Origin of the sequence: Halomonas sp., assembly GCF_029263665.1 — a bacterium.
Classification (GTDB): domain Bacteria; phylum Pseudomonadota; class Gammaproteobacteria; order Pseudomonadales; family Halomonadaceae; genus Halomonas.
Map to the genome: position 1 here is coordinate 252,037 of NZ_JAJUFQ010000006.1, position 21,699 is coordinate 273,735.

Below are 21,699 nucleotides of genomic sequence, written 5' to 3' on the forward strand. Positions count from 1 at the left end.
CCATGAGCAAGCGCAAGAGCCCGATTTCGGCCACCGTTGACTTCGATGCCCAGGGCGTGCAGCACGGTTTTCTGAAGCTGCCGATTTCCAACGATGAATCAGCCTGGGGTGCTGTGATGATTCCCGTCACGGTGGTCAGCAATGGCGAGGGTCCCACGGCATTGATCACTGGTGGCAACCATGGTGATGAATATGAAGGCATTACTGCGCTGCAGAAGCTAGCCTGTTCACTGAAGGCCGAAGATGTACATGGCCGGGTGATCATCGTGCCGATGATGAATACGCCGGCAGCCCATGCGGGTCGACGTACTTCGCCAATGGATGGTGGCAACCTCAATCGCAGCTTCCCCGGAGACCCGGATGGCAGCGTGACCGAGAAGATCGCCGACTATTTCACTCGTGAGCTGGTGCCTATGGTGGATGTTGTGCTGGACCTGCATTCTGGTGGTCGTACCCTGGATATCATTCCTTTCGCGGCCTCTCATGTTCTGGAGGATAAGGACCAGCAGCACCAGGCATTGCAAGGAGCTAAGGCATTCGGTGCTCCTTATGCCATGATGATGTTCGAGCTGGATGCAGAAGCGCTGTTTGATACAGCGGTGGAGCGTCAGGGCAAGGTCTTCGTTGCCACCGAGCTGGGCGGCGGTGGTACCTCGACACCGGAGAGCATTGCTCTTACCGAGCGTGGTATCGACAACTTCCTGATCCATTTCGGCCTCAAGGAGGGTGAGCTCACGCTACCCGAGAAACAGGTCTACCTGGATATGCCGGACGCCAGCTGTTATGTACAGAGCGAGCATGCAGGCCTGCTGGAACTGACTCTGTCGCTGGGTGATGAAGTCAAGACAGGTGACGTGATTGCGCGGGTCTATGACATGAATCGCAGCGGAGCCGCTCCGGTGGAATACCGAGCCCAACGTGATGGCCTGCTGGCTGCCCGACGCTTTCCAGCCCAGGTCAATATGGGGGACACCATCGCGGTGATCGCCGAGGTGGTGGACTCCCTGGACTGAGCTTGTCATGAAACTCGACCGATACGACCTCAAGATACTTTCGATCCTGTCCCGGGATGGGCGCATCACCAAATCGCGCCTGGCCGAGTCCATCAATCTCTCGGTGAGCCCCTGCTGGGAGAGGGTTCGGCGCCTGGAACAGGCAGGCATCATCGAAGGCTACAGTGCCCGGATCAACCCTCGAGTCCTGGTGCACCGGACACCGGTGTGGATGCAGGTCGAGTTGAAACAGCATAATGCTGAAAGCTTTCAGCGTTTCGAAGCCCTGGTTCAGTCGACTGACGCCGTCACCGAGTGTGTGGCGGTGGGGGGAGGTGTCGATTACCTGATCAAGATCGAGACCGAGTCCATCGATGCTTATCAACGTCTGATAGACAACTGGCTGACTTCTGATGCCGATATCGAACGTTACTTCACTTACATCGTCACCAAGACAGTCAAGGCTCCGCGCCAGGGGTTTGATGTCGAAGACCTGGCGCCCAGGAGCGAGGTTCCTTGAGCCTGTGATGCTCCTTTAAGCCACTGTGCTCCAGCCTCTTGCCTGGCTGGAGCACAACCATCAGAAAAAAAACTAACTTCTTTGCAGGCAACAAAAAAAACACCCTCTACTTCCTGTTGGTTCAAAAAGTCCTGAGCTCGCATCTCCCTTAGCATGAAGGCATGGAAAGCATGAAAGTATCGAGTGGCTGTGGAGGGACCTCCCGGGCCATCGATCATTCTTTTTCGTGGGCCGGATGCCCAAGTGGTCAGGAGGTGTTGTGATGAAGCTCAATGATCCGCGGCTGTTTCGTCAGTACGCATACATCGATGGCAAATGGACCCACGCTGATGGCGGTCGGGAAGCGCCGGTCGTTAATCCGGCCAATGGCGAGGTCATTGGCCATATCCCTCTGCTTGAGGCCCATCAGATTCGAGCCTGCGTGGACGCCGCGGATACGGCCTTTGCTGCATGGCGTGCATTGCGTGCCGACGAGAGGTATGAGCAGCTGATGGCCTGGCATGATCTGATGCTGGCCCATCGTGAGGATCTGGCTCAGATCATGACCCATGAGCAGGGCAAGTCGTTGGCGGATGCCCGCGGCGAGGTGGACTATGGCGCCAGTTTTGTGCGCTGGTTTGCCGAGGAGGGCAAGCGTGCCCTTGGCGAGACCATGCCCAGCCACATTCCCAATGCGGCACTCGGTACCATCAAGGAGCCCGTGGGGATCGCTCTACTGATCACGCCCTGGAATTTCCCTCTGGCGATGATCACGCGCAAGGCGGCGGCAGCCCTGGCAGCAGGATGCCCGGTCATCGTCAAACCTGCCAACGAGACGCCATTCTCCGCCTTGGCCCTGGCAGAGCTTGCCGAGCGCGCAGGGATTCCTGCAGGCATTTTCAATGTCGTGCTGGGTGAAGCCGCGGAAGTTTCAAGCCTGCTGTGTGCTGAGGAAAGGATCAAGGCACTGTCCTTTACCGGCTCTACCCGGGTAGGACGACTGCTGCTCGAGCAATCTGCGGCCACCGTCAAGCGTGTGTCCATGGAGCTTGGCGGTAATGCGCCTTTCATCGTTGGCCCGGACATGGATCCGAAAGACGCTGCCGAGGCAGCGGTGGCAGCCAAGTTCCAGACATCCGGACAGGACTGCCTGGCGGCGAACCGCATTCTGGTGCACGACTCGATTCATGATGATTTCGTCGAGCACTTTGCGGCACGCATGCTGGAACTCAAGGTTGGTGACGGGCTGGAAGAAGGGACCGACCTGGGACCATTGATTCACCGTCGTGCAGTGGAGAATGCCCTCGGCATCATTGATGATGCGCTCTCCAAGGGAGCCAGCATGATCGGTGGTGATCAGGCGAAGGCTCCTGGCGAAAATTTCTGCATGCCAACGCTTCTTACTGGTGTCACCCCGAAAATGCGGGTGTGGCGTGAAGAATGTTTCTCTCCAGTTGCTGGCATCACGGCATATTCGGATGAAGATGAAGTCATCCGCCTGGCCAATGATACCGAGTATGGGTTGGCAGCCTACGTCTATACCCATGACATCCGTCGTATCTGGAAACTGCTGCGAGGTCTGGAGTTTGGCATGGTATCGGTGAATTCCGTGAAGATGACCGGGCCCCCCGTGCCTTTTGGTGGCGTCAAGCAGTCCGGCCTGGGCCGGGAAGGCGGTACGACTGGTATCGACGAGTACCTGGAAACCAAGTACTACTGTCTTGGTGGATTGGCATCAGTTTCTGGTAGCTGAACGGAGCTCCGTTGAATGATATTTCGGCGGAGCCAGGTATCCGTTGGGTCAGACACCAACTGAATCAGATAGCAGCTCAAATAGGTCGCAGTTGAAACAGATTACAGTTGAATCAGATTGCAGTTGAATCAGATTGCAGTTGAATCAAGAGATAGACAAGATCACAAACATGAACTCGTTGGCAGGCTGTCAGCGAGCCACGGAAAAAGGAAGAGTCGATATGAGCAACATCCATCAGGAACTGATCGAGCGCGACCGCAAGGTCACCTTTCATGCCTCTACCCACCTGCGTGACTTTGCCCATGGTGATGCACCGGGCCGCGTCATCACCGGTGGCAAGGGCATCAGCATCGTGGACAAAGATGGCCGCGAGTTCATTGATGGATTTGCCGGGTTGTACTGCGTGAACATCGGCTATGGCCGCACCGAGGTGGCCGAAGCGATCTATCAGCAGGCTCTGGAAATGTCCTACTACCACACCTATGTAGGCCACTCCAACGAGCCGCAGATCGCTCTGTCCGAGCAGATTCTCAAGCTGGCAGGCCCCGGCATGTCCAAGGTTTACTATGGCCTTGGCGGCAGTGACGCAAACGAGACCCAGCTCAAGCTGGTGCGTTACTACAACAACGTGCTTGGCCGCCCGCAGAAGAAGAAGGTCATTTCTCGTCAGCGTGGCTACCATGGTTCTGGTCTGGCGACGGGGTCCCTGACAGGGCTCAAGGCTTTCCATGACCAGTTTGATCTGCCCATGGCGGGTATCCTGCACACCGAGGCGCCTTATTATTACCATCGCGCCGCGGAGCAGCATGGCATGAGCGAGCAGGAATTCTCTGCCTACTGCGCCACCAAGCTGGAAGAAATGATCCTCGCCGAAGGGCCGGATACCGTTGCAGCCTTCATCGGTGAACCGGTGTTGGGTACCGGTGGTATCGTGCCGCCGCCCGAAGGCTATTGGAGTGCCATCCAGGCAGTACTGGACAAGTACGATGTCCTGCTGATTGCCGATGAGGTGGTATGTGGTTTCGGCCGTATCGGTGCTGACTTCGGCAGCCATCTGTACGGTATCAAGCCGGACCTGATCACCATTGCCAAGGGCCTGACCAGTGCCTACCAGCCGCTGTCCGGTGTCATTGTCGGCGATCGTGTGTGGAAGGTGCTGGAGCAGGGGACTAGTGAGCTCGGTCCCATCGGCCATGGCTGGACCTATTCTGGCCATGCCCTGGGCTGTGCCGCAGCACTGGCTAACCTGGCGATCATCGAGCGTGAAAAGCTGACTGAAAATGCTCGTGATACCGGTGCCTACCTGCAGCAGCGTATGCAGGATGTGTTCGGTGACCACCCCATTGTCGGTCAGGCTCGTGGTATCGGCATGCTGGCAGCGCTGGAATTCTCCCCAGAGCCAGAGGCGCGTCGTCACTTCGACGCCAGCCTCAAGGTTGGACCGCGTATCTCCGCAGCAGCCCTGGAAGAGAATCTGATTGTCCGCGCCATGCCTCAAGGCGACATCCTTGGCTTTGCTCCGCCGTTGATCACGACTCGTGGCGAAGTGGACGAGATTGTTGCCCGAGCCGAACGCGCGGTGAACAAGGTCACGGATGAACTGGTTCGTGAGGGTGCCTTGCAGACCGCTTGATGCCATCAAGTGACATTGACGAGGCCGCTCCTGTGGGGCGGCCTCTCTAGGTTTGTACTGAGTCAGGTGGCAGCAAGGAGAACATCATGCCTCATGCTTCTATTCATGATGCGGCTCACGGAGTGACGCTCGATGAGATATACCATGCTCGAGCACGTATAAAGGGCCAGGTATCACGGACACCCTTGTGGCACTCGCGCGCCTTGTCGGAGCGCTTTGCTGCCGAGGTGTACCTCAAGCTGGAGAACCTCCAGCCGACCGGGGCTTTCAAGTTGCGTGGCGTGACCAACATGATTGCAGCATTGATCGAGCGTCATGGTCACGACGCTCTGGCCAAGGGGGTGACCACCGCATCCACCGGTAATCATGGTCGGGCTGTAGCCTATGCTGCTTCGCGCCTTGGAGTTCCGGCAGTGATCTGTCTATCCACGCTGGTGCCTGCCAACAAGGTGGCTGCTATCGAGGCCCTGGGGGCGACAGTCACGAGAATTGGCCAGAGTCAGGATGATGCCTTCGAGGAAGCCAGGCGCCTGGTAAAAGAAGAAGGCATGACACTGATCCCTCCCTTCGACGATCCTCTGATTGCAGCAGGACAGGGCACTATCGGTCTGGAATTGCTGGAAGATCAGCCGGACCTGGACCGTGTCATTCTAGGGCTGTCCGGTGGTGGGTTGCTTGGTGGGACCGGTGCGGCGCTGAAGGCGATTCGCCCCCAGTTGAACGTTACCGGTGTCAGCCTGTCTGCCGGCGCCGCCATGTTCGAAAGCCTTACCGCAGGGCACCCGGTGGCAGTGGAAGAAGTCGAAAGCCTGGGAGATTCCCTGGGGGGCGGCATTGGCCTGGACAACCGTTGTACCTTTGCTCTGGTTCGCGATGTCATGGATGACCACTTCCAGGTGTCAGAAAACGCCATTGCCAACGCCATGGTCGACATGCTGGAACAAGAGAAAATGCTGGTCGAAGGTGCTGCAGTGGTCGGGCTGGCAGCCTTGGAAGAACATCAGATCGACATCAAGGGCCAGAAGGTTGCGCTGGTACTGTCCGGCAACGGAGTGTCATTGGAGACACTGGATCAGGCTCGACAACTCGTCAAACGCTAGCCGCCCGATAGCCCAATAGCCTGTATCTATGCAGGGAGACATCTATGCAGCTCTATCAACGTGAACAGATTGCCGCAGCGGTGAGCATCGACCAGGATGCCCTGAATGCGGTGGAACAGGGCTTTGCCGCCCTCGGCCGTGGCGACGTGGTACAGCCTCCGATCCTGTCCATGGCTATCGAAGAGTCCAATGGAGAGGTGGACGTCAAGACGGCTCATATCCGTGGCAACTCGCGCTTTGCCATCAAGGTCAGCCCCGGTTTTTTCGATAACCCCAAGCTTGGTCTGCCTAGCCTCAATGGGTTGATGATGGTGTTTTCGGCCAAGACTGGCCTGGTGGATGCCGTATTGTTTGATGAAGGTTACTTGACGATGGTGCGTACGGCGTTGGCGGGCGCCATTTCGGCAAAGCACTTGTCCCGGGAGAACAGTCGGCGGGTTGCGGTACTCGGCGCCGGAGAACAGGCCGTCAAACAGATTGAGGCGTTACGTCTGGTACGTGACATCGAGGAAGTGGATGTATGGGCTCGGCGTGACTCAGCCGCACAAGACTATGCCGAAACGATGCGTAATCAGGGGCTCGAGGTCCATGTGCACGGAAGTGTGGCAGAGGCCTGCCGCCATGCGGATATTATCGTTACCACCACGCCATCCCAGAGCCCGATTCTGACTGCCGATGATCTTCCGATGGGGGTTCACGTCACTGCCATGGGGTCCGACGCACCAGGCAAGCGCGAGCTGCACGAAAGTGTCATGCTCAGGGCCGATGCCTTCGTATGTGACACGCGCGCCCAGAGTGAACATAACGGTGAGCTCAAGGCCTTCGTGACAGCGACAGGAAAGAGTGACGTGCCATTCACGGTGCATGAGCTGGGTACGTTGATTGCCCGGGGTGAGCAGGTGCGAAGCTCGGAAACCGACATTACGGTCTGCGATCTGACAGGTACAGGGGTGCAGGATACCGCCATTGCAGGGTTTGCCCTGGAGAGACTCGCAGAACGGTGAGTCCTCGCCTTCCGATTATTGCTGCCTTCACCACCCTCGCCTCTGGTGAGGGCGGTGGATTCATCAACGTCGGGCTCCCTTGGCGGTCAAGGCGACGCCGATCACCGTGAGAGCCATGCCGGCGAGGGAGGCGAGTGGCAGACTTTCATCGAACAACCACCAGGCCTCCAGAGCGGTAACGGGAGGGACGAGATAGAAAAGGCTGGCCACCCGAGAGGCTTCGCCGCTCTTGATCAGCAGCATCAGCAGTACGATGGCAGCAATGGAAAGCACGAGGACCAACCAGGCCAGGGTCAGGATAAAGGTGGTTGACCAGGTGATCTCGCGGGACTCGAACAACAGGCTGCCGAGCCCGAATACGATCAATGCACCGAAATATTGTACGACGGTGCCTCCGAGCAGGGGCATGCCGGTACAGTAGCGCTTCTGATAGAGAGTACCCAGAGTAATGCCTGCCAGCGCAAGCATGATGCAGGTGAGGGCTGGCCAGCCAAAGTCATGGAAGGAGAGTGCGGTAAGATCCATCTTGCCACCCAGCACCAGGGCAACACCCAACAATCCCAATGCCAGTCCAAGCCACTGCAATGCTGACAGGCGCTCATTCAGCAGTGGTCCCGCCAGAGCAGCAGTGACCAAGGGCTGCAGGCCTACCAACAGAGAGGCCAGCCCTGCAGGCATACCCAGGTAGATGCCGTAGAACACTCCGCCTAGATAGGCACCATGCACCAGGCAGCCTGAGACGGCGATATGCCCCCACAGACCCGCGCCTTGGGGCCATTTCATGCGCATCATCAATACCATGGGCACCAGAATGGCGATGGTGGCCAGTACACGCAGAGCGAGGAAGGTGAAAGGTTCTGCATAAGGTAGGCCGAACTTTGCCCCGATGAATCCGGTACTCCACAGCAGAACGAAGAGTATGGGCATCGCGCCCAGCAGAAATGGGGGGTGGTGCTCCTGTGTCATGGGTGTTCCTGTTCCCTAGTCATAAACGTTCCCCGGTCATGAACGTTCCGTGGCCATGAACGTTCCTCGGTCATGAGTGTTCCTGGGTCATGCAAATAGTGCTGAACCGATGGGGGCAGGATGCCTATGATGGCGTGCACAGCCCGTGGCTGCCAAGAAAAAAGTCATACTTTCAATACGGCTTACCTGTCTGAGACCGGCAGGCTTTCGTCATCTCCATGCACACTGTGAAGCCTTCTCCATGGATGGGCAGTGAGTACAGACTTTTCCTGCATAGCATATATTGGGCTTTCTCATTGAGGGAAAAGAAGTGATCGAGGGAATGCTCATTCTTAGTGCGTCACGTATACATGTAATGGAATTGACAGGGAAAAATGACAATTGATGTGTCGCTATTTGGAGGCACCCCGCTTGCACTCGGTAACACGAAAGTCGGGAACCCTTGGTAAAAACCTGACGTCACACTATGCGAGCGATTGATGAACTCATTGCCGAGATAACGACTCCCTGGAGGTTGATATGCAACGATTGACGACAGTAATTTCTGCTACTCTGCTGTCCGCTGCTTTGGCAAGTACGACTGCTAATGCTCTGGAAATCGGCAGTGATACTTCTGCTGATGTCGGTGTCGGCACGAGTGCCGGTGGAGCGGATGTCTCTGCGCAAACCAGTGTGGGCGCATCCACTCAAAGTGGGGTGGGCAGTGCGCTGCAGTCTGGCGCTGATGCGGCCATGGATGCAGGTTCCAGTGCCGTCGACAGTGTAAGTTCCACAGTGGAGTCCGGTGCTGATGCTGCCATGGATGCGGGTTCCAGTGCTGTTGATGGTGTAAGTTCCGCGGTCGAGTCCGGCACTGATGCTGCCATGGGTACCAGCAGTACGACTGAAGCGGGTGCAAGCACATCCATGGAAGGCTCCATGGACAGCAGTGATATGGCTGCTGGTGCCAGCACTTCAGCAGGCGTTGATGCCGCAGCAACCCAGGATTTCAGCGATGAGGATCTGCAGAAGTTTGCCGATGCCTCCAGTGAAGTTGCTGGAATTACCCAGGACTACTCTCAGCAGCTGCAGGCTGAAACGGATGTCGAGGCCCAGCAGGCTCTGCAGGTCGAAGCCAATCAGAAAATTTCTGAAGCGGTACAGAGTAGTGGTCTGGATGTGAACACTTTCAACTCCATCGGCATGGCCGTGCAGCAGGACCCTGAGTTGCTGCAGCGTGTACAGTCAATGGTTCAGCGCTGATCATTACCGCCTTGTCCTGGAGACTCATGAGCTGTATCGCTTGAGGTTACCGCGAGCACTGTCTCCAGGACCATCTCCGGTGCCATCGGTACCATTTCAAGTGCCAGCTTCCAGTACTATTTGAAAATCTACCCGAAAGCTATCCTCAGGAAGCCTTTCAAGTTCCATTCCTGAGGCCATGCACCCGCCGGCGGTGCCAGCGGGTGTACATAGCTCGATTGCCATGCATCAACATCTTTGCCTATGGTCATGTGGCACACTCAATGAAAGTCGCAATTCAAGGCCACTTTTTGAGTTTATCGACATGACGTTTGGAACCTAGGGCAGAAGTCGTCGTCTCATAGGACGAGCGATTGATGAACCTGAAACGAATCCATTGGAGGATTTCATGCAACGACTGACTTCACTGATCACTGCTGCTCTGCTGTCTGCGGGCCTGATGAGTGCCACTGCTCATGCTCAGGATGCATCCGCACCAGCTGATGCCCCAGCGGCAGCGCAGGCCCAGAACTTTACGGACGAGGATCTGCAGAAGTTTGCCGATGCTTCTCAAGATATTTCTGCGATCTCGCAGGACTACACCCAGCGCCTGCAAGAAGCCGAAGGTCAGGAAGCTCAGCAGGATGTGCGTGTCGAAGCCAACCAGAAGATGGTTGAAGCAGTCCAGCAGAGTGGTCTGGAAGTGGATACCTTCAACTCCATCGGTCAGGCTATCCAGCAGGATCCTGAGATGATGAAGCGAGTTCAGGAAATGGCGGCTTCTACAGAGTAAGCGAGGCCCGGATCAGAGTGACCTCTTCTGGATAGATGTGGCGCTCTAATATGATATGGCCTTATGTAAGCTGCAAAGACCCCGTGGGCAGAGTGCTCACGGGGTTTTTTATGCCTGTTTGCCGGTAAGGGCGGCATAGAGGGAACTGCTTTACAGCCTGTCGATCGCCCCCCAGACTTTGGGGTAAAGCAGAGCAGGAAGGATGAGCATGCAGGCAGAATTGCTGGAAATCAGTCAGCATCTGGGGCGTTACCCTCCCTTCGAGGGCCTCCCGGAAGCGCTTCTTGACGAGGTAGCTGCCCAGGTTCAGGTCAGCTATTTCAAAGCGGGCACCCCGATCCTTGAACTCGATGCGGAGAACCATGAGTTCTGCTATATCCGCAGTGGCGCTGTGGAGGTCACCCGCCGCAACGGTGGATTGTATGATCGCCTGGGTGAGGGAGACATCTTTGGCCATTTCGGGCTGATGCGGAATCATCGGGTGCGCTTTCCTGCCCAGGCCATGGAAGACACCCTGATCTACTTCATTCCCGAAGCGATGTTTCATCGCCTGTGTGATCTGGATGAAGATTTCGCAGACTTTGTTGAAGTGGATCGCCCGCGGCTGGAGAGCGCCGTGGAAAGCCGCAAGCGCGAAAATGACATGCTGGCGACGCGAGTACGCAAGCTGGTGACTTTCACGCCACTGTTGGTGAAAGCCAATGCCTCGGTGCAGCAGGCCGCATGCCAGATACGTGACGCTCAAAGGTCGGCGGTACTGGTGCTTGATGAGCCAGGAGACAGGCCTCGCTATACCGTCGAAGATGAAGAGGGAAAGCTGTGGCAGGTGATCGGCATTCTCACCGACAGCGATTTTCGCACCCGCGTAGTCGCCGAAGGGCTATCGCCGGATACGGCAGTGAGCGAAATTGTCGAGCGCAAGCTTATCGCGATTCAGTCGGATGAGTCGGTGCAGGAAGCCATGTTGTGCATGCTGAGCAACAATATTCATCATTTGCCGGTGATGCAGCGCCGTTCTCCGGTAGGCATACTGCATCTCTCCGATGTCGTCCGTCACGAGACACAAAGCAGCCTGTATCTGGTCAACAGTATTTTCCATCAGACCAGCGTCGAGTCCCTTGCCCAACTGGCTCCGGATGTCCACACCGCGGTAATCCGCATGGTTCATGATGGTGCCGATTCTCATATGATCGGTATGGCGCTGTCGGCCATTGGCCGCAGTTTCATGCGCCGCCTGCTCGAACTGGCCGAAGAAGAGCTAGGGCCTCCCCCGGTGGCCTACTGCTTCATGGCCCTGGGATCCATTGCACGTAATGAGCAGACTGTCGTCACCGATCAGGACAATGCCCTGGTATTGTCCGACGACTTCGATCCAGCGCTCCATGATGACTATTTCAAGTTGATGGCCCAGCGTGTGAGCGATGGCCTGGCGGCCTGTGGCTATGCCTACTGCAAAGGCGACATCATGGCCACCAACCCACGCTGGCGGCAGCCCCTTTCCGTATGGCAGCGCTATTTCAGTGAATGGATAGAGCAGCCCTCGGCAGAGGGGTTGCTGCACAGTTCCATCTTCTTTGACCTGGACCCCGTGCAAGGTGAGGACTCACTGGTTGAAGCGCTGCAGGACCTGGTGTCCAGCAAGGCGCCACAGCACCCGCGCTTTCTTGCTGCCATGGCGCGCAATGCCTTGGGGCGCAAACCACCACTGGGCTTCTTCCGCACTTTTGTGATGGAGAAGGATGGCAAGCACAATAACTCGATCAATCTCAAGCGCCGAGGCACGGCGCCGATGGTAGATCTCATTCGTGTGCATGCCCTGGCTTGTGGTTCTCGTGCCCAGAACAGTTTTGAACGCCTTGATGATATTGATCGTACCCAGTTGCTGGCTTCGGGCGTCAGTGATCAACTGCGTTATGCCATGGAGTTTCTGTCCATGTCGCGGATCCGTCATCAGGTCATCGATCTCGAGAATGAGCAGGAACCGGACAACAACATCGAACCGGAGAATGTCACCAGTGAGGAACGCCATCATCTCAAGGACGCTTTCCAGACGTTGAGCAATGCGCAGAAATTCCTCAAGTTCCGTTACCCCATGACCAGGTAAGGTAGAACTGATGCGTTTGCAGCGTTCCCGGAAAGTACCCGACTGGCATGAATATCTCGCCTGTCGGCGCGAATCAACCGAACATGCCATTCTGGCGGATTTCTTTGCAGGTGCCGATCTTTCACCAGACCTGCCGATCAGCGAGGCACCGTTGATGGCGCTTGACCTGGAAACGACTGGGCTGGATCCCCGAAAGGCCGAGATTGTTTCCATTGGTCTGGTGCCGTTTTCATTGTCGCGCATTCACTTGCCAAAGCGGCGCTACTGGGTGGTGCGTCCTCATCGCGTGCTCGAACCTGCTTCGGTGACACTGCATCACATCACCCATGCGGATATCCAAGGTGCTCCACGCATAGAAGAGGTGCTGCCAGAGGTGCTCGAGATCATGACCGGGCATCTTCCGGTGGTGCATTACCGCCGAATAGAACGGCCTTTCCTCGGCGTGGCGGCCCACTCTACCTGGGGTGAGGAACTGAGCTTCCCGGTGATCGATACCATGTCACTGGAAGCGCGCATTCATCGCCAGTCCCTGGTGGCCCGTTTCAATCGCTGGATTGGCCGACCGCCGGCTTCCATTCGACTGCATGACAGCAGGCTGCGTTACGGGCTTCCGCACTACCATGGTCATCACGCCGTAATAGATTCCCTGGCCACTGCCGAATTGCTGCAAGCCCAGATTGCCGGTCATTATTCTCCTGATACTCCGATCAGCCTGCTGTGGAGCTGAGCCATGCAGTAGGGGCTGGCTGAAAGAAAAACCTCCGCGGGGTGTCCGCGGAGGTTTTCTTGTCAGTGTAGTGCGCTCTTGTTGGCTGGCTTGCAGCCTTTGAGTGTCACACCGATTTTGGCTCGCTCATCAGCCCCTTGATGATGGTATAGCAGGCCACCATGAGAAGCAGGATGAAGGGGAAGCCAGTGGATACCGCAGCGGCTTGCAGGGCATCCAGGCCGCCGCCGAGAAGCAAGGCGATGGCGATAGCACCTTCGATGATGGCCCAGAAGACACGCTGTGGTTTCGGGGCGTCGACCTTGCCTCCTGCCGTGATGGAATCGATCACCAGCGAACCGGAATCCGATGAGGTGATGAAGAACACGATGACCAGCACGATACCGATGGAGGAAGTAATGGTGGTCAGCGGAAGCTGTCCCAGCATGGTGAACAACTGTAGCTCCAGCGCCGCGCTTTGTACGCCCTCGAAGCCATCGGCGACGACCTGATGGATGGCAGTGCCACCGAAGGCGGTCATCCACAGTACTGATACCAGCGTAGGAATCAGCAGTACGGCGATGAGGAATTCACGCACGGTGCGGCCCCGGCTGACCCGGGCGATGAACATACCGACGAAAGGTGACCAGGAGACCCACCAGGCCCAGTAGAAGGCGGTCCAGCCCTGACTGAAGTTGGCATCCTCACGGCCGAAGGGATTGGACAGGGCCGGGAGGTCCTTCACATAACTGAACAGGTTCTCGAAAAAGCCGGTAGCAATGGCCAGTGTCGGGCCTACGGCAATGACGAAGGCCAGCAGCAGGAAGGCCAGTACCATGTTGATCTCGGACAGACGTCTCACGCCCTTGTCCACCCCGGCAACCACGGAGAGCAGGGCGACGGCGGTAATACCGCAAATCAGCAGCACCATGGTGGTATTGGTAGCAGGGGTGTCGAACAGATAATTCAAGCCTGCCGTTGCCTGCGAGGCACCCAGGCCGAGGGATGTGGCCAGGCCAAACAGGGTGGCAAAAACGGCAAGGATATCGATGACATGACCCGGCCAGCCCCAGACGCGCTCACCGAGGATCGGGTAGAACACCGAGCGCATGGTCAGCGGCAAGCCCTTGTTGAAGGCAAAGATGGCCAAGGACAGGCCGACGATGGCATACGTTGCCCAAGGATGCAGGCCCCAGTGGAAGATGGTCGCCGCCATGCCCAGGGAAATGGCGGCCTGTTCATCTCCCGCAGCCCCCCCTAATGGTGCCCAGTCGGTGCGAACGCCCCCCTCTACGGTAGTACCGGCGAGAGAGGTGGAAAAGTGGGTGATCGGCTCTGATACACCGTAGAACATCAAGCCAATACCCATGCCTGCAGCGAAGAGCATGGCGAACCAGCCGCTATAGCTGAAATCAGGCTTCGAGTGGGCGCCACCGATACGGACCTTGCCCAGCGGTGAGACGATCAATCCCAGGCATACCAGCACGAAGACATTGCCTCCTAGCAGGAACACCCAGGTCAGGTGTGTCGTCAGCCAGTTACGCACATCGCCGAATAAGGAACCCACTTCCTGTTGCAGGGCGAGTGACAGGATGACGAAGACGAGAATTACCAGAGACGATATGGTGAAAACCTTGCCATGCAGGTCAACATTCACCCCGAAGGTTCGGGTGGTGATATTGTCCTGGCCAATGACGTAATCCGTGTCAATCAGATTGGCAGGTCCTTCCGGGGCTGGGACACCCTCGCTGGTGCCCGGCGCCGTGCCGGACTCATCGGGCGCGTGCTTTTCCATTGAGTTACTCCCTTGCATTGTTTGAGTCTTTGTTTCTTCCAGTGTGGCAAGACCCACAGGAAATGCCTCGTTGAATGGTCAACGAAGACAAGAGATTCGAGCAGTGAAAGCCAACCCACGGTTCTGCTTTCACTGCTCGATTCAGCTTTCTCTATTAAAGGGTAACATGGGTGACAAGCGGTCTGCGCGCCAGGGAAATATCAGCACAGATCAGGTAGTGCCATCAGGTCGTCACGAATAAAGTGATATTGCTGCTGCCTGACGAGTTTCTGCTCAATCGTCATATCCAGATTGAGGCAGTCCTGAACGGTAGGGTTGATATCATCATGCACGATTCGATTGCGCAGACCTATGGCCGCGTTCCAGGCATCAAAGTCTGATGTGTTGATCTGTTGATGCCTGGCCAGTGTTGCGAAGGCATCGTAGGCGGAAACGGGTACGGGTTGGCCGAGAGCCAGGTCTCTTATCACGCGTACCTAAGGTGATGTTTCGGGCCGCAGGCGCAACAGTCTTCCCGGGTCGGCATCGGTCAGCAGGTAAATCGAGCCATCTGGCCCCTGGCGCACGTCTCGGATGCGGCCGACCTCGGCATCAAGTATCACTTCGTGGTCAACGACTCGGCCTTGGCTCACCTGGAGGCGTATCAGACGTTCGCTGCGCAGGCCCCCCGCAAGCAGGTCTCCTTGCCACTGTGGAAACTGTTCGCTGGTCACGACGGCCAGTCCGGAAGGGGCGAAGCGACCTTCGAAGACATGTACAGGATCACGCATGCCGGGGGCGCTGTCGCGTCCAATGGGTTGGTTGGTGGCATAGTCCCGGCCCAGGGTCACTTCAGGCCAGCCATAATTCTCTCCGGCAACGATGTGGTTGAGTTCGTCCCCGGTACGTGGCCCATGTTCGGATGACCACAAGATACCATCGGGCGCCAAGGCCAGTCCCTGGGGATTGCGATGCCCCATGGAGTACACTCCCGGGGCTGCGTCGGGCAATGCAGAAGATGTCTGAGGCTTGCCCAGCTCATCCAGATGAATCAGGCTGCCGGCATGGTCGCCGGGATCCTGAGAGCGTGGAGGATCATCACGTTCACCGACGGATAATATCAGTGTGCCGTCCTGTAGCCACACCATGCGCCCCCCATAGTGTTTACCCGGAGTGGCTGGTTTGTTCTGCATGAACAGATGCTCCATGCGCCCAAGACGAGTGCCATCGAACCAGACTCTCGACAGGGTTGTCGCGTCGTATCGTCCATCGGCTGTGTCGGCAGGTTGCGCCCAGCTGAAGTACAGCCAGTCATGCTCACCATCCCCGAATCGGGGGTGAAGGGCGAGGTCGAACAAGCCCCCTTGAGCGACCGCAGATACCTCAGGTATGCCATCAAGCCTGCTCACCTTGCCCTGATCCACCAGAGCCAGAGCGCCGGCGCGTTCGCTGACCAACAGACGGCCGTCAGGAAGGAAAGCCATGGACCAGGGATAGGAAAGCTCATCGGTCACCACCTCCAGTTGCAGGGCCAGGTCTCGAGTCTGGACGCTACCAAGAGCCAGTTGGGCCTGGGCTGTCGGCGCAGTCAGGAACAGGGCCAGCATCAGCCACTTATGTGGTGCCAGTACCTTCTGCCGGAATTCATGCGGTAGCGACATGGTTGCCTCCCGGAGGTGGACAGGGGCTATATCTCCAGAACTACATCACTAGAACTACATCATCAGAGCTATATCACCAGAACCATCTTCAAAACGGGATGTTCGGGAAGGATGCCATCAAAGTTGCATCAAGAATGCGAGCAGTGCCGGTAGATACAGCAGTGATAGCAGCGTGGAGCAGAATACCAGGCTGGCGACATAGGCCGGTTCACGCTTGGCTTTCTGGGCGAACAGATAATTGAACACGGCGACTGGCATGCTCATCTGCAGTATCAATACTGACAGTGCCAGAGTTGGTAGTTCAAGCCAAGTGCCAATCCCCCAGGCGACAGCCACCACCAGAGGCAAGCGCACCAGACTGAAGCCTACGCCTGATCTCAGGCTCTTGACCTGGATACTGGCCAGAGAGACGCCCAGAGTGATCAGCATCAATGGCACAGTGAAGCCGGAAATCAGATCGACACTGTTGGCCAACCATAGCGGCAGGTCGGTGCCAGTGAGCAGTAGCACCAGGGCAATGACGATGGCATACATCGTGGGAGTCTTGGCCAGGGACTTCAGTGGATTGCCACTGCTGGCCAGGATGGTCCCTAACGTGAACTGAAACAGTGAGACCGTTACCATCACGGTGATGCCATAGGCAAAACCGGCCTGACCAAAGGCATACAGCACGACAGGAAGGCCCATGTTGCCCGTGTTGGGATACATGGTGGGGGCCAGCAGTACCCGCCAGTCCTTGCGCAATACCTTGGCCAACAGAAAGGCCACGGCTCCCATGCAGGTCAACACCAATGCAGTGGCCAGCATGGTTCGACCAAAGCTGGACGCATCGATCTCGGCAGAGGAAAGGGAAGCAATGACCAGAGACGGAGTACCAATGTTGAATACCAGCCGGGTAACGAAAGCCACCGGGTAGTCCATGCCCCGTCGAACCCATATGAAGCCCAGTCCGGCACCGGTGATGACGGGGGCCATGACGGCAAAGAGTTCCGCGAGCATTCAGTGGCTCTCCTGTGATGAGGGCGGGGTAACGGCTTCCGGCGTAGACGCCTGAGCCAGGCCGAGCGCATTGCGTGAACGCTCGGATTGCCATTCCAGGGACAGATGCAAGCGTGCGACCAGACCGTTGATCAGGTGACGCTGATCCACCGCGATATGGGGATCATGCTCCATCGTCGAGCCTAGCTGCTTGCCCTGTTCGAGAGAGGCACTGGGAGGCAGGCCTCTTACACTGGCCTGGTAGTCATCGGCCAATGCCTGAATCAAGGCGCGTGCCTCCTTGATGGTAGAAGCCGAGGCACTGTCCAGGCGTCGGCGAAGATTAAGGATTGCATAACCGAGGTCAAGTGCTGTCAGGCCGAGGCTGAACAGATAACGGCGGTTTTCCGGCATGAGGTCATCATGACGCGCCAGGCGCAGCATGCGGTCGGCCATAGCGCCACCGAAGCGTGATTCGGCTTCATGAGGACTCAGGTCCTTCAATGCACGCAGGTCATTCACCGTGGCCTTGACCAGCCTGTGCTTGCGGAAACCTGCGGGAAAGCCAGGCAGCAGGCGAAATGCCATCACTACCGTACCAATACCTATCAGTACGGCAATGGCACGGTTGGCAAAGGTATCGAAGGCCAGGTCCATGTCATTGCCAGGCATGGTCAACAGGATATTGCCGATGGTGAACGCCAGGCAATATCCTGCCAGTTGAGGGGTGCCCGAGCCCAACAACCCAAGGAATAGAGGTGGCATCAAGGCCAGAGCCAACATGGGAAATCCATGAGCGGAAGACAGCAGCACATGGCCAAAGACAAAGGCGCTGGGGACGGCCACCAGTATGCCCTTGAGGAACATGCTGGCAACCACTACGGAATTGTCCCGGGTGGCGAACATGGCAGAGAATAATGTGCCGAGCATCATGGCTGTCTGGCCATTGTCCCAATTGGTCTGAACCCAGAACGTGGCAATCAGGGCAAATATCAGTCCTGATCGGCAAGCGTTGAGCAATGCTTCGAGATGGTCTCGATGCCAGGCCAGGGCAGGAGCACGCAGCTTGCGGTCACCAGGGGTATGAATCGCTTCCCTGGCATCGAGGATCACGAGCGCATGCCCCAGTGCTTCACGAAGACCCAATGTCATGCGACGGGGAATGTCATTCTGAGGTGAGTCGCCGGCGGCCTCGGCTTCCCATTCAATGCATCTCAGTGCCCGGTGGCGCAAGTCCTGCAAGCGCTCGCGGGCTTGTTCGGTCCCTTCGTGTTCGGCACTTTGACGCAACCCGTCGGCAATATCATCGACCAATGCCCGTGTAGGAGCCGACAGGTGTTGGCCATAGGCGCGTAGCAACTGCTGGAGAACTCTCAGAATGGCCAGCAGGCGTACGGTGCGCTGGGTCAGCACGTGACTGGCACGAATGCGGCCGCTGCCTTCGGGGCCTTCGTAACGAGCCGATTGGCTGTCCGACTCCAGTTGGTTGAGAGGTGTCAGGCTGGCATTCAGGGTGCGCACGATCTCAGCGATATCATCGCTGTTTTCCAATCGCAGGCTGCCATGAAGAAAAGCATTGTTGACGACCTCATTGGCCAATCCGGTCAGGTGGTCGCGTACCTGTATGGGCCATAGCAATGAACTGACCAGTGTGGCGCACAATGCCCCCAGCGATAGTTCGGTCAGGCGTGCCACGGCGACATCGAACAGTTGGCCCGGGGCACCGGCTGTGATGATCACGATCAGCATGGCGGTTACCGCAGCAATGATGCAGCCATAAGAGGCATTGTTGCGCGTCAGGCTGGCAGCATAGGTACACAGCATGATCCAGAGAGTAAGGCTGGCCAGGGCAGGAAAAGGGGCCTGGACGAAGAATGCCATGATCACGATGCCTGCCAGACAGCCTACCGCGGTACCCACCAACTGGCTCAGGCCCTTTTCGAACACCATGCCGGTCATGGGCCGGGTTTGCAGGAAGGCCGCAGAGATCAATGCCCAATAGGGGCGCTCCAGGTCGCATGCCAGGGCAATGAACAGCGCCAGCAGCATGGCCAGGCTGGCCTTGATGGCGAACTGGACCGCGCTGGAAGAAGGCGTCAGATAAGCCTGCCACCATATGGACATACGGGCTTACTCTGTCTCTGCTTGTTCAATAGTGGGCTCGACGCGTACCGTCGCTGTCATGCCCGCGCTCAGATCAATGCTCTTGGGAAATTCGTCCAGAGCGATACGCACCGGAATACGTTGTGCCAATCGTACCCAGCTGAACGTCGGCTGAACCTGGGGCAACAATTGATTGTTGGGGGTGGTGTTATCGTTGGCGATACCATAACCGATGCTCTCGACATGACCATCGAGTTCGATGTTGCCGCTCATCAGGATCACCTTGGCGGGGTCGCCCTGTTTGAAGGCAGTACGTTTGGTCTCTTCGAAATAGGCGGTGACGTAAAAGGAATCCTTGCGCACCAGTGCCATGACCGGGGTGCCTCGGGTGACGTAATTACCCTGGACTAGTTGCAGGTTGAGCAGGTGGCCGTCCGCAGGAGCCTTGACCTCAACGCGTGACAGGTCGAGCTGGGCGCTGGCCAGATCACTCTGGGCTTCCTCCAGTGACGCCGCTGCAACATGACTGTCGATCGTGGCGGTTTCCCGGTCTTCCACGCTGATCGCTCGATTACTCAAGCGCTGGCGCCGGGAGGCTTCATGTTGCGCCAGTTCCAGTTGTGCCGAACGTTGGTTGACGATGGCCTTGGCTTTGTCCACTGCGGCTTCATAGCGTGCTGGATCAATACGGAACAGAAGATCTCCAGCCTGTACCTCCTGATTGTCCGTGATAGGGAGGTCCAGCACCCAGCCAGATACATCCGGGGCGATGGTGATGACATCGGCACCGACTCGAGCATCCCGCGTCCAGGGAGAATAGAGGTAGTAGCGCCATAACCACATGCCGGCAGCAACAGCTGCGGCGACAATCAGCAGGGTGATGATCAGGCGAAAGGCTTGGCGCATTCAAGCGGCTCCAGTAGCAGTGGCACCAAACCAGGCGGTAGCAGCGGTGCACAGGACAAACAAGGACGCATCCACCCAAGCCTGATACCACAGACGTCGGGAGCCGAGCAGGCGGTGGACGAGAAAACGGATGATGATGGTGGCGGTGAGTCCCACCAGTGCATAGAGCAACAAGGGGCTGTAATAGATGCCACCAAGCGCGTATTCCTTTAGCGCCATGCCACCTCCGCAGGTCCCTGGGCATTGGAAAGAATTCGAGGGATATACCTGATAGGGTAGCAAATTACGCTTTCCCATATCACTAGACACGATTCATCACTTTCGCTTTTGCATGACCGACATGCAGGTTCAAGCGGATGTAACCGGCTTTCCTACCCTTGACCAATCGTCAGGAATACTCGGTGCTCTAATGCTGCCTTGGTGTCGCTACTCAGGTGCTTTCTTCCAGTGCAGCGTTCTGCTTTGGGGTGTTGTTGTTGGCCGAAGCTGCCCAGGCGGCGGGACGGGCCTGGCGTAGATGCGAAAGCAGAGCGCTGATCTTGCGCGGTTGATGACCAAAACCGTAGATCAATGTCACAGGCAGGGCGTTTGGTGACCAGTCTGCCAGGCAACGTTCCAATTGCCCGGGGTGGGCGACATTGCGTGCAGCCACCTGCCAGCAGGGCAATAGCCCCAGTCCACGGCCTCTGGCGATGGCATCGATATGCAGTGCAGGTTGATCGACGCGAAATCGTGAGCTGGGCGGCTGGAAGTGCTCCTGACGGCCATCTACATGGTAGAGATTGATACCACCATGAGTGGCACCCATCAGGTCAACCCAGGAATGCCGGGCCAGGTCTGCTGGTTCCTGGGGGGCACCATATTGCGCCAGGTAGTCTGGATGGGCATAGATGCCAAGTTTCAGGCTGCCGATTTCTTCGTGTCGCAATCCTGACTCGGGAATCTTGCCCAGCCATACACAGACGCCCGGAAACTCGGGATCCTGGGCGGGTTTCTCTCCGGTGCGCAGGGTAATGCGGATACCGGGATGCTGTTCCAGGAAATCTTCCATGGCACGTCCCAACCAGGCGCGGGTGAGTGTCCTGTGGGCTTCGACGACAATGTCTCCGCTGACCTCTTCACGTAGCGAGTCCAGGTCACGTTGGCCGCGCTGGGCGAGGTCGAGAATCTGACGGCTGATGGCGTAGTAGCGTCTACCTGCCTCGGTCGGCAGAAGTTGATTGGCCTGGCGCTTGAGCAATGGCTGTCCAAGGCGGGCTTCGAGCTGGCTGATACGCCGGCTCAGCGTGGACTTGGCCAGGCCCAGTTCAGCAGCACTCTGCGTCAGACTGCCTGTTTCCATCACGCGATTGAAGGCATGCAGGGCATTGAGATCAGGCATGAGCCAAGGCCTCCTGTGGCATTGTCATGTGCTGGGAGCAATGAATGGGAGAGGGAAAGTATAACATTTGCGCATGTTAATGATTAGCGTTCTGATGAATTTGTCCCAATCTCATCGACTTATCC

19 protein-coding genes are annotated in these 21,699 nt (G+C 57.3%); 10 read left to right on the forward strand and 9 right to left on the reverse strand.

The genetic code is table 11. The annotated features are described in order from the left end of the window. Positions 1-2: 2 nt before the first annotated feature. From doeB to Q1K07_RS08925, 6 genes are all read left to right on the forward strand, one after another. Positions 3-1,013 carry a N(2)-acetyl-L-2,4-diaminobutanoate deacetylase DoeB gene (gene doeB / locus Q1K07_RS08900; protein ID WP_300309925.1) on the forward strand — a complete coding sequence of 337 codons (1,011 nt, stop codon included), beginning with the start codon at positions 3-5 and terminating at the stop codon, positions 1,011-1,013. Between the two features lie 7 nt (positions 1,014-1,020). Continuing rightward, a complete protein-coding gene (locus tag Q1K07_RS08905; protein WP_300309927.1) occupies positions 1,021-1,512 on the forward strand; it encodes an Lrp/AsnC family transcriptional regulator in 492 nt (163 codons plus the stop codon). Between the two features lie 262 nt (positions 1,513-1,774). After that, on the forward strand, positions 1,775-3,244 hold the full coding sequence (locus Q1K07_RS08910; RefSeq protein WP_300309929.1) for an NAD-dependent succinate-semialdehyde dehydrogenase: 1,470 nt from the start codon (positions 1,775-1,777) through the stop codon (positions 3,242-3,244). Between the two features lie 220 nt (positions 3,245-3,464). Beyond that, positions 3,465-4,877, forward strand: coding sequence for an aminotransferase (locus tag Q1K07_RS08915; protein ID WP_300309931.1), 1,413 nt, complete (start codon positions 3,465-3,467; stop codon positions 4,875-4,877). 86 nt (positions 4,878-4,963) lie between these two features. Further along, complete coding sequence (gene eutB / locus Q1K07_RS08920) at positions 4,964-5,977, forward strand: hydroxyectoine utilization dehydratase EutB (protein ID WP_300309933.1); 1,014 nt, start codon at positions 4,964-4,966, stop codon at positions 5,975-5,977. A 44-nt stretch (positions 5,978-6,021) separates the two neighbouring features. After that, positions 6,022-6,981, forward strand: a complete 960-nt coding sequence (locus Q1K07_RS08925) for a cyclodeaminase (RefSeq protein ID WP_300309935.1) — start codon at positions 6,022-6,024, stop codon at positions 6,979-6,981. A 63-nt stretch (positions 6,982-7,044) separates the two neighbouring features. Here Q1K07_RS08925 and Q1K07_RS08930 read toward each other — a convergent pair whose 3' ends face one another. Next, on the reverse strand, positions 7,045-7,947 hold the full coding sequence (locus tag Q1K07_RS08930) for a DMT family transporter (protein WP_300309937.1): 903 nt from the start codon (positions 7,945-7,947) through the stop codon (positions 7,045-7,047). 519 nt (positions 7,948-8,466) lie between these two features. On the opposite strand from Q1K07_RS08930, the gene Q1K07_RS08935 reads away from it, so the two are divergent. The 4 genes from Q1K07_RS08935 (at position 8,467) to Q1K07_RS08950 (ending at position 12,792) form a co-directional block, all read left to right on the forward strand. After that, a complete protein-coding gene (locus tag Q1K07_RS08935) occupies positions 8,467-9,189 on the forward strand; it encodes a DUF4168 domain-containing protein (protein WP_300309939.1) in 723 nt (240 codons plus the stop codon). Between the two features lie 388 nt (positions 9,190-9,577). Then, positions 9,578-9,961 (forward strand): DUF4168 domain-containing protein, encoded by a 384-nt coding sequence (locus Q1K07_RS08940; protein WP_300309941.1) that lies wholly within the window; start codon positions 9,578-9,580, stop codon positions 9,959-9,961. 208 nt (positions 9,962-10,169) lie between these two features. Beyond that, positions 10,170-12,065: a DUF294 nucleotidyltransferase-like domain-containing protein gene (locus Q1K07_RS08945; RefSeq protein WP_300309943.1), complete on the forward strand. Its 1,896-nt coding sequence runs from the start codon at positions 10,170-10,172 to the stop codon at positions 12,063-12,065. A gap of 10 nt (positions 12,066-12,075) precedes the next feature. After that, on the forward strand, positions 12,076-12,792 hold the full coding sequence (locus tag Q1K07_RS08950) for a 3'-5' exonuclease (RefSeq protein WP_300309946.1): 717 nt from the start codon (positions 12,076-12,078) through the stop codon (positions 12,790-12,792). A gap of 106 nt (positions 12,793-12,898) precedes the next feature. Here the strand turns inward: Q1K07_RS08950 and Q1K07_RS08955 are convergent, their stop codons facing one another. The 8 genes from Q1K07_RS08955 to Q1K07_RS08990 all read right to left on the reverse strand — a co-directional run bounded on the left by Q1K07_RS08955 (position 12,899) and on the right by Q1K07_RS08990 (position 21,574). Then, the gene (locus tag Q1K07_RS08955) at positions 12,899-14,566 is read right to left on the reverse strand and encodes a BCCT family transporter (RefSeq protein ID WP_300309948.1); all 1,668 of its coding nucleotides are present in this window, start codon (positions 14,564-14,566) and stop codon (positions 12,899-12,901) included. Positions 14,567-14,766: 200 nt separating this feature from the next. Further along, positions 14,767-15,036, reverse strand: a complete 270-nt coding sequence (locus tag Q1K07_RS08960; protein WP_300309951.1) for a HepT-like ribonuclease domain-containing protein — start codon at positions 15,034-15,036, stop codon at positions 14,767-14,769. A gap of 6 nt (positions 15,037-15,042) precedes the next feature. Continuing rightward, entirely contained in the window at positions 15,043-16,206 is a 1,164-nt protein-coding gene (locus tag Q1K07_RS08965) for a PQQ-dependent sugar dehydrogenase (RefSeq protein WP_300309952.1), read from the reverse strand. Between the two features lie 117 nt (positions 16,207-16,323). After that, complete coding sequence (locus tag Q1K07_RS08970) at positions 16,324-17,205, reverse strand: AEC family transporter (protein WP_300309954.1); 882 nt, start codon at positions 17,203-17,205, stop codon at positions 16,324-16,326. Next, entirely contained in the window at positions 17,206-19,308 is a 2,103-nt protein-coding gene (locus Q1K07_RS08975; RefSeq protein ID WP_300309956.1) for an FUSC family protein, read from the reverse strand. A 6-nt stretch (positions 19,309-19,314) separates the two neighbouring features. Next, positions 19,315-20,193 (reverse strand): HlyD family secretion protein, encoded by an 879-nt coding sequence (locus Q1K07_RS08980; RefSeq protein WP_300309958.1) that lies wholly within the window; start codon positions 20,191-20,193, stop codon positions 19,315-19,317. Next, positions 20,194-20,412, reverse strand: a complete 219-nt coding sequence (locus tag Q1K07_RS08985) for a DUF1656 domain-containing protein (RefSeq protein ID WP_149285871.1) — start codon at positions 20,410-20,412, stop codon at positions 20,194-20,196. Positions 20,413-20,623: 211 nt separating this feature from the next. Next, positions 20,624-21,574 carry a LysR family transcriptional regulator gene (locus Q1K07_RS08990; protein WP_300309961.1) on the reverse strand — a complete coding sequence of 317 codons (951 nt, stop codon included), beginning with the start codon at positions 21,572-21,574 and terminating at the stop codon, positions 20,624-20,626. Positions 21,575-21,699: the final 125 nt, after the last annotated feature.

Bases quoted from the DNA above. Each gene is read 5' to 3' on its own strand.
- doeB (WP_300309925.1), top strand. From the start codon at position 3: ATGAGCAAGCGCAAGAGCCCGATTTCGGCCACCGTTGACTTCGATGCC.
- Q1K07_RS08905 (WP_300309927.1), top strand. From the start codon at position 1,021: ATGAAACTCGACCGATACGACCTCAAGATACTTTCGATCCTGTCCCGG.
- Q1K07_RS08910 (WP_300309929.1), top strand. From the start codon at position 1,775: ATGAAGCTCAATGATCCGCGGCTGTTTCGTCAGTACGCATACATCGAT.
- Q1K07_RS08915 (WP_300309931.1), top strand. From the start codon at position 3,465: ATGAGCAACATCCATCAGGAACTGATCGAGCGCGACCGCAAGGTCACC.
- eutB (WP_300309933.1), top strand. From the start codon at position 4,964: ATGCCTCATGCTTCTATTCATGATGCGGCTCACGGAGTGACGCTCGAT.
- Q1K07_RS08925 (WP_300309935.1), top strand. From the start codon at position 6,022: ATGCAGCTCTATCAACGTGAACAGATTGCCGCAGCGGTGAGCATCGAC.
- Q1K07_RS08930 (WP_300309937.1), bottom strand. From the start codon at position 7,947: ATGACACAGGAGCACCACCCCCCATTTCTGCTGGGCGCGATGCCCATA.
- Q1K07_RS08935 (WP_300309939.1), top strand. From the start codon at position 8,467: ATGCAACGATTGACGACAGTAATTTCTGCTACTCTGCTGTCCGCTGCT.
- Q1K07_RS08940 (WP_300309941.1), top strand. From the start codon at position 9,578: ATGCAACGACTGACTTCACTGATCACTGCTGCTCTGCTGTCTGCGGGC.
- Q1K07_RS08945 (WP_300309943.1), top strand. From the start codon at position 10,170: ATGCAGGCAGAATTGCTGGAAATCAGTCAGCATCTGGGGCGTTACCCT.
- Q1K07_RS08950 (WP_300309946.1), top strand. From the start codon at position 12,076: ATGCGTTTGCAGCGTTCCCGGAAAGTACCCGACTGGCATGAATATCTC.
- Q1K07_RS08955 (WP_300309948.1), bottom strand. From the start codon at position 14,566: ATGGAAAAGCACGCGCCCGATGAGTCCGGCACGGCGCCGGGCACCAGC.
- Q1K07_RS08965 (WP_300309952.1), bottom strand. From the start codon at position 16,206: ATGTCGCTACCGCATGAATTCCGGCAGAAGGTACTGGCACCACATAAG.
- Q1K07_RS08970 (WP_300309954.1), bottom strand. From the start codon at position 17,205: ATGCTCGCGGAACTCTTTGCCGTCATGGCCCCCGTCATCACCGGTGCC.
- Q1K07_RS08975 (WP_300309956.1), bottom strand. From the start codon at position 19,308: ATGTCCATATGGTGGCAGGCTTATCTGACGCCTTCTTCCAGCGCGGTC.
- Q1K07_RS08980 (WP_300309958.1), bottom strand. From the start codon at position 20,193: ATGCGCCAAGCCTTTCGCCTGATCATCACCCTGCTGATTGTCGCCGCA.
- Q1K07_RS08985 (WP_149285871.1), bottom strand. From the start codon at position 20,412: ATGGCGCTAAAGGAATACGCGCTTGGTGGCATCTATTACAGCCCCTTG.
- Q1K07_RS08990 (WP_300309961.1), bottom strand. From the start codon at position 21,574: ATGCCTGATCTCAATGCCCTGCATGCCTTCAATCGCGTGATGGAAACA.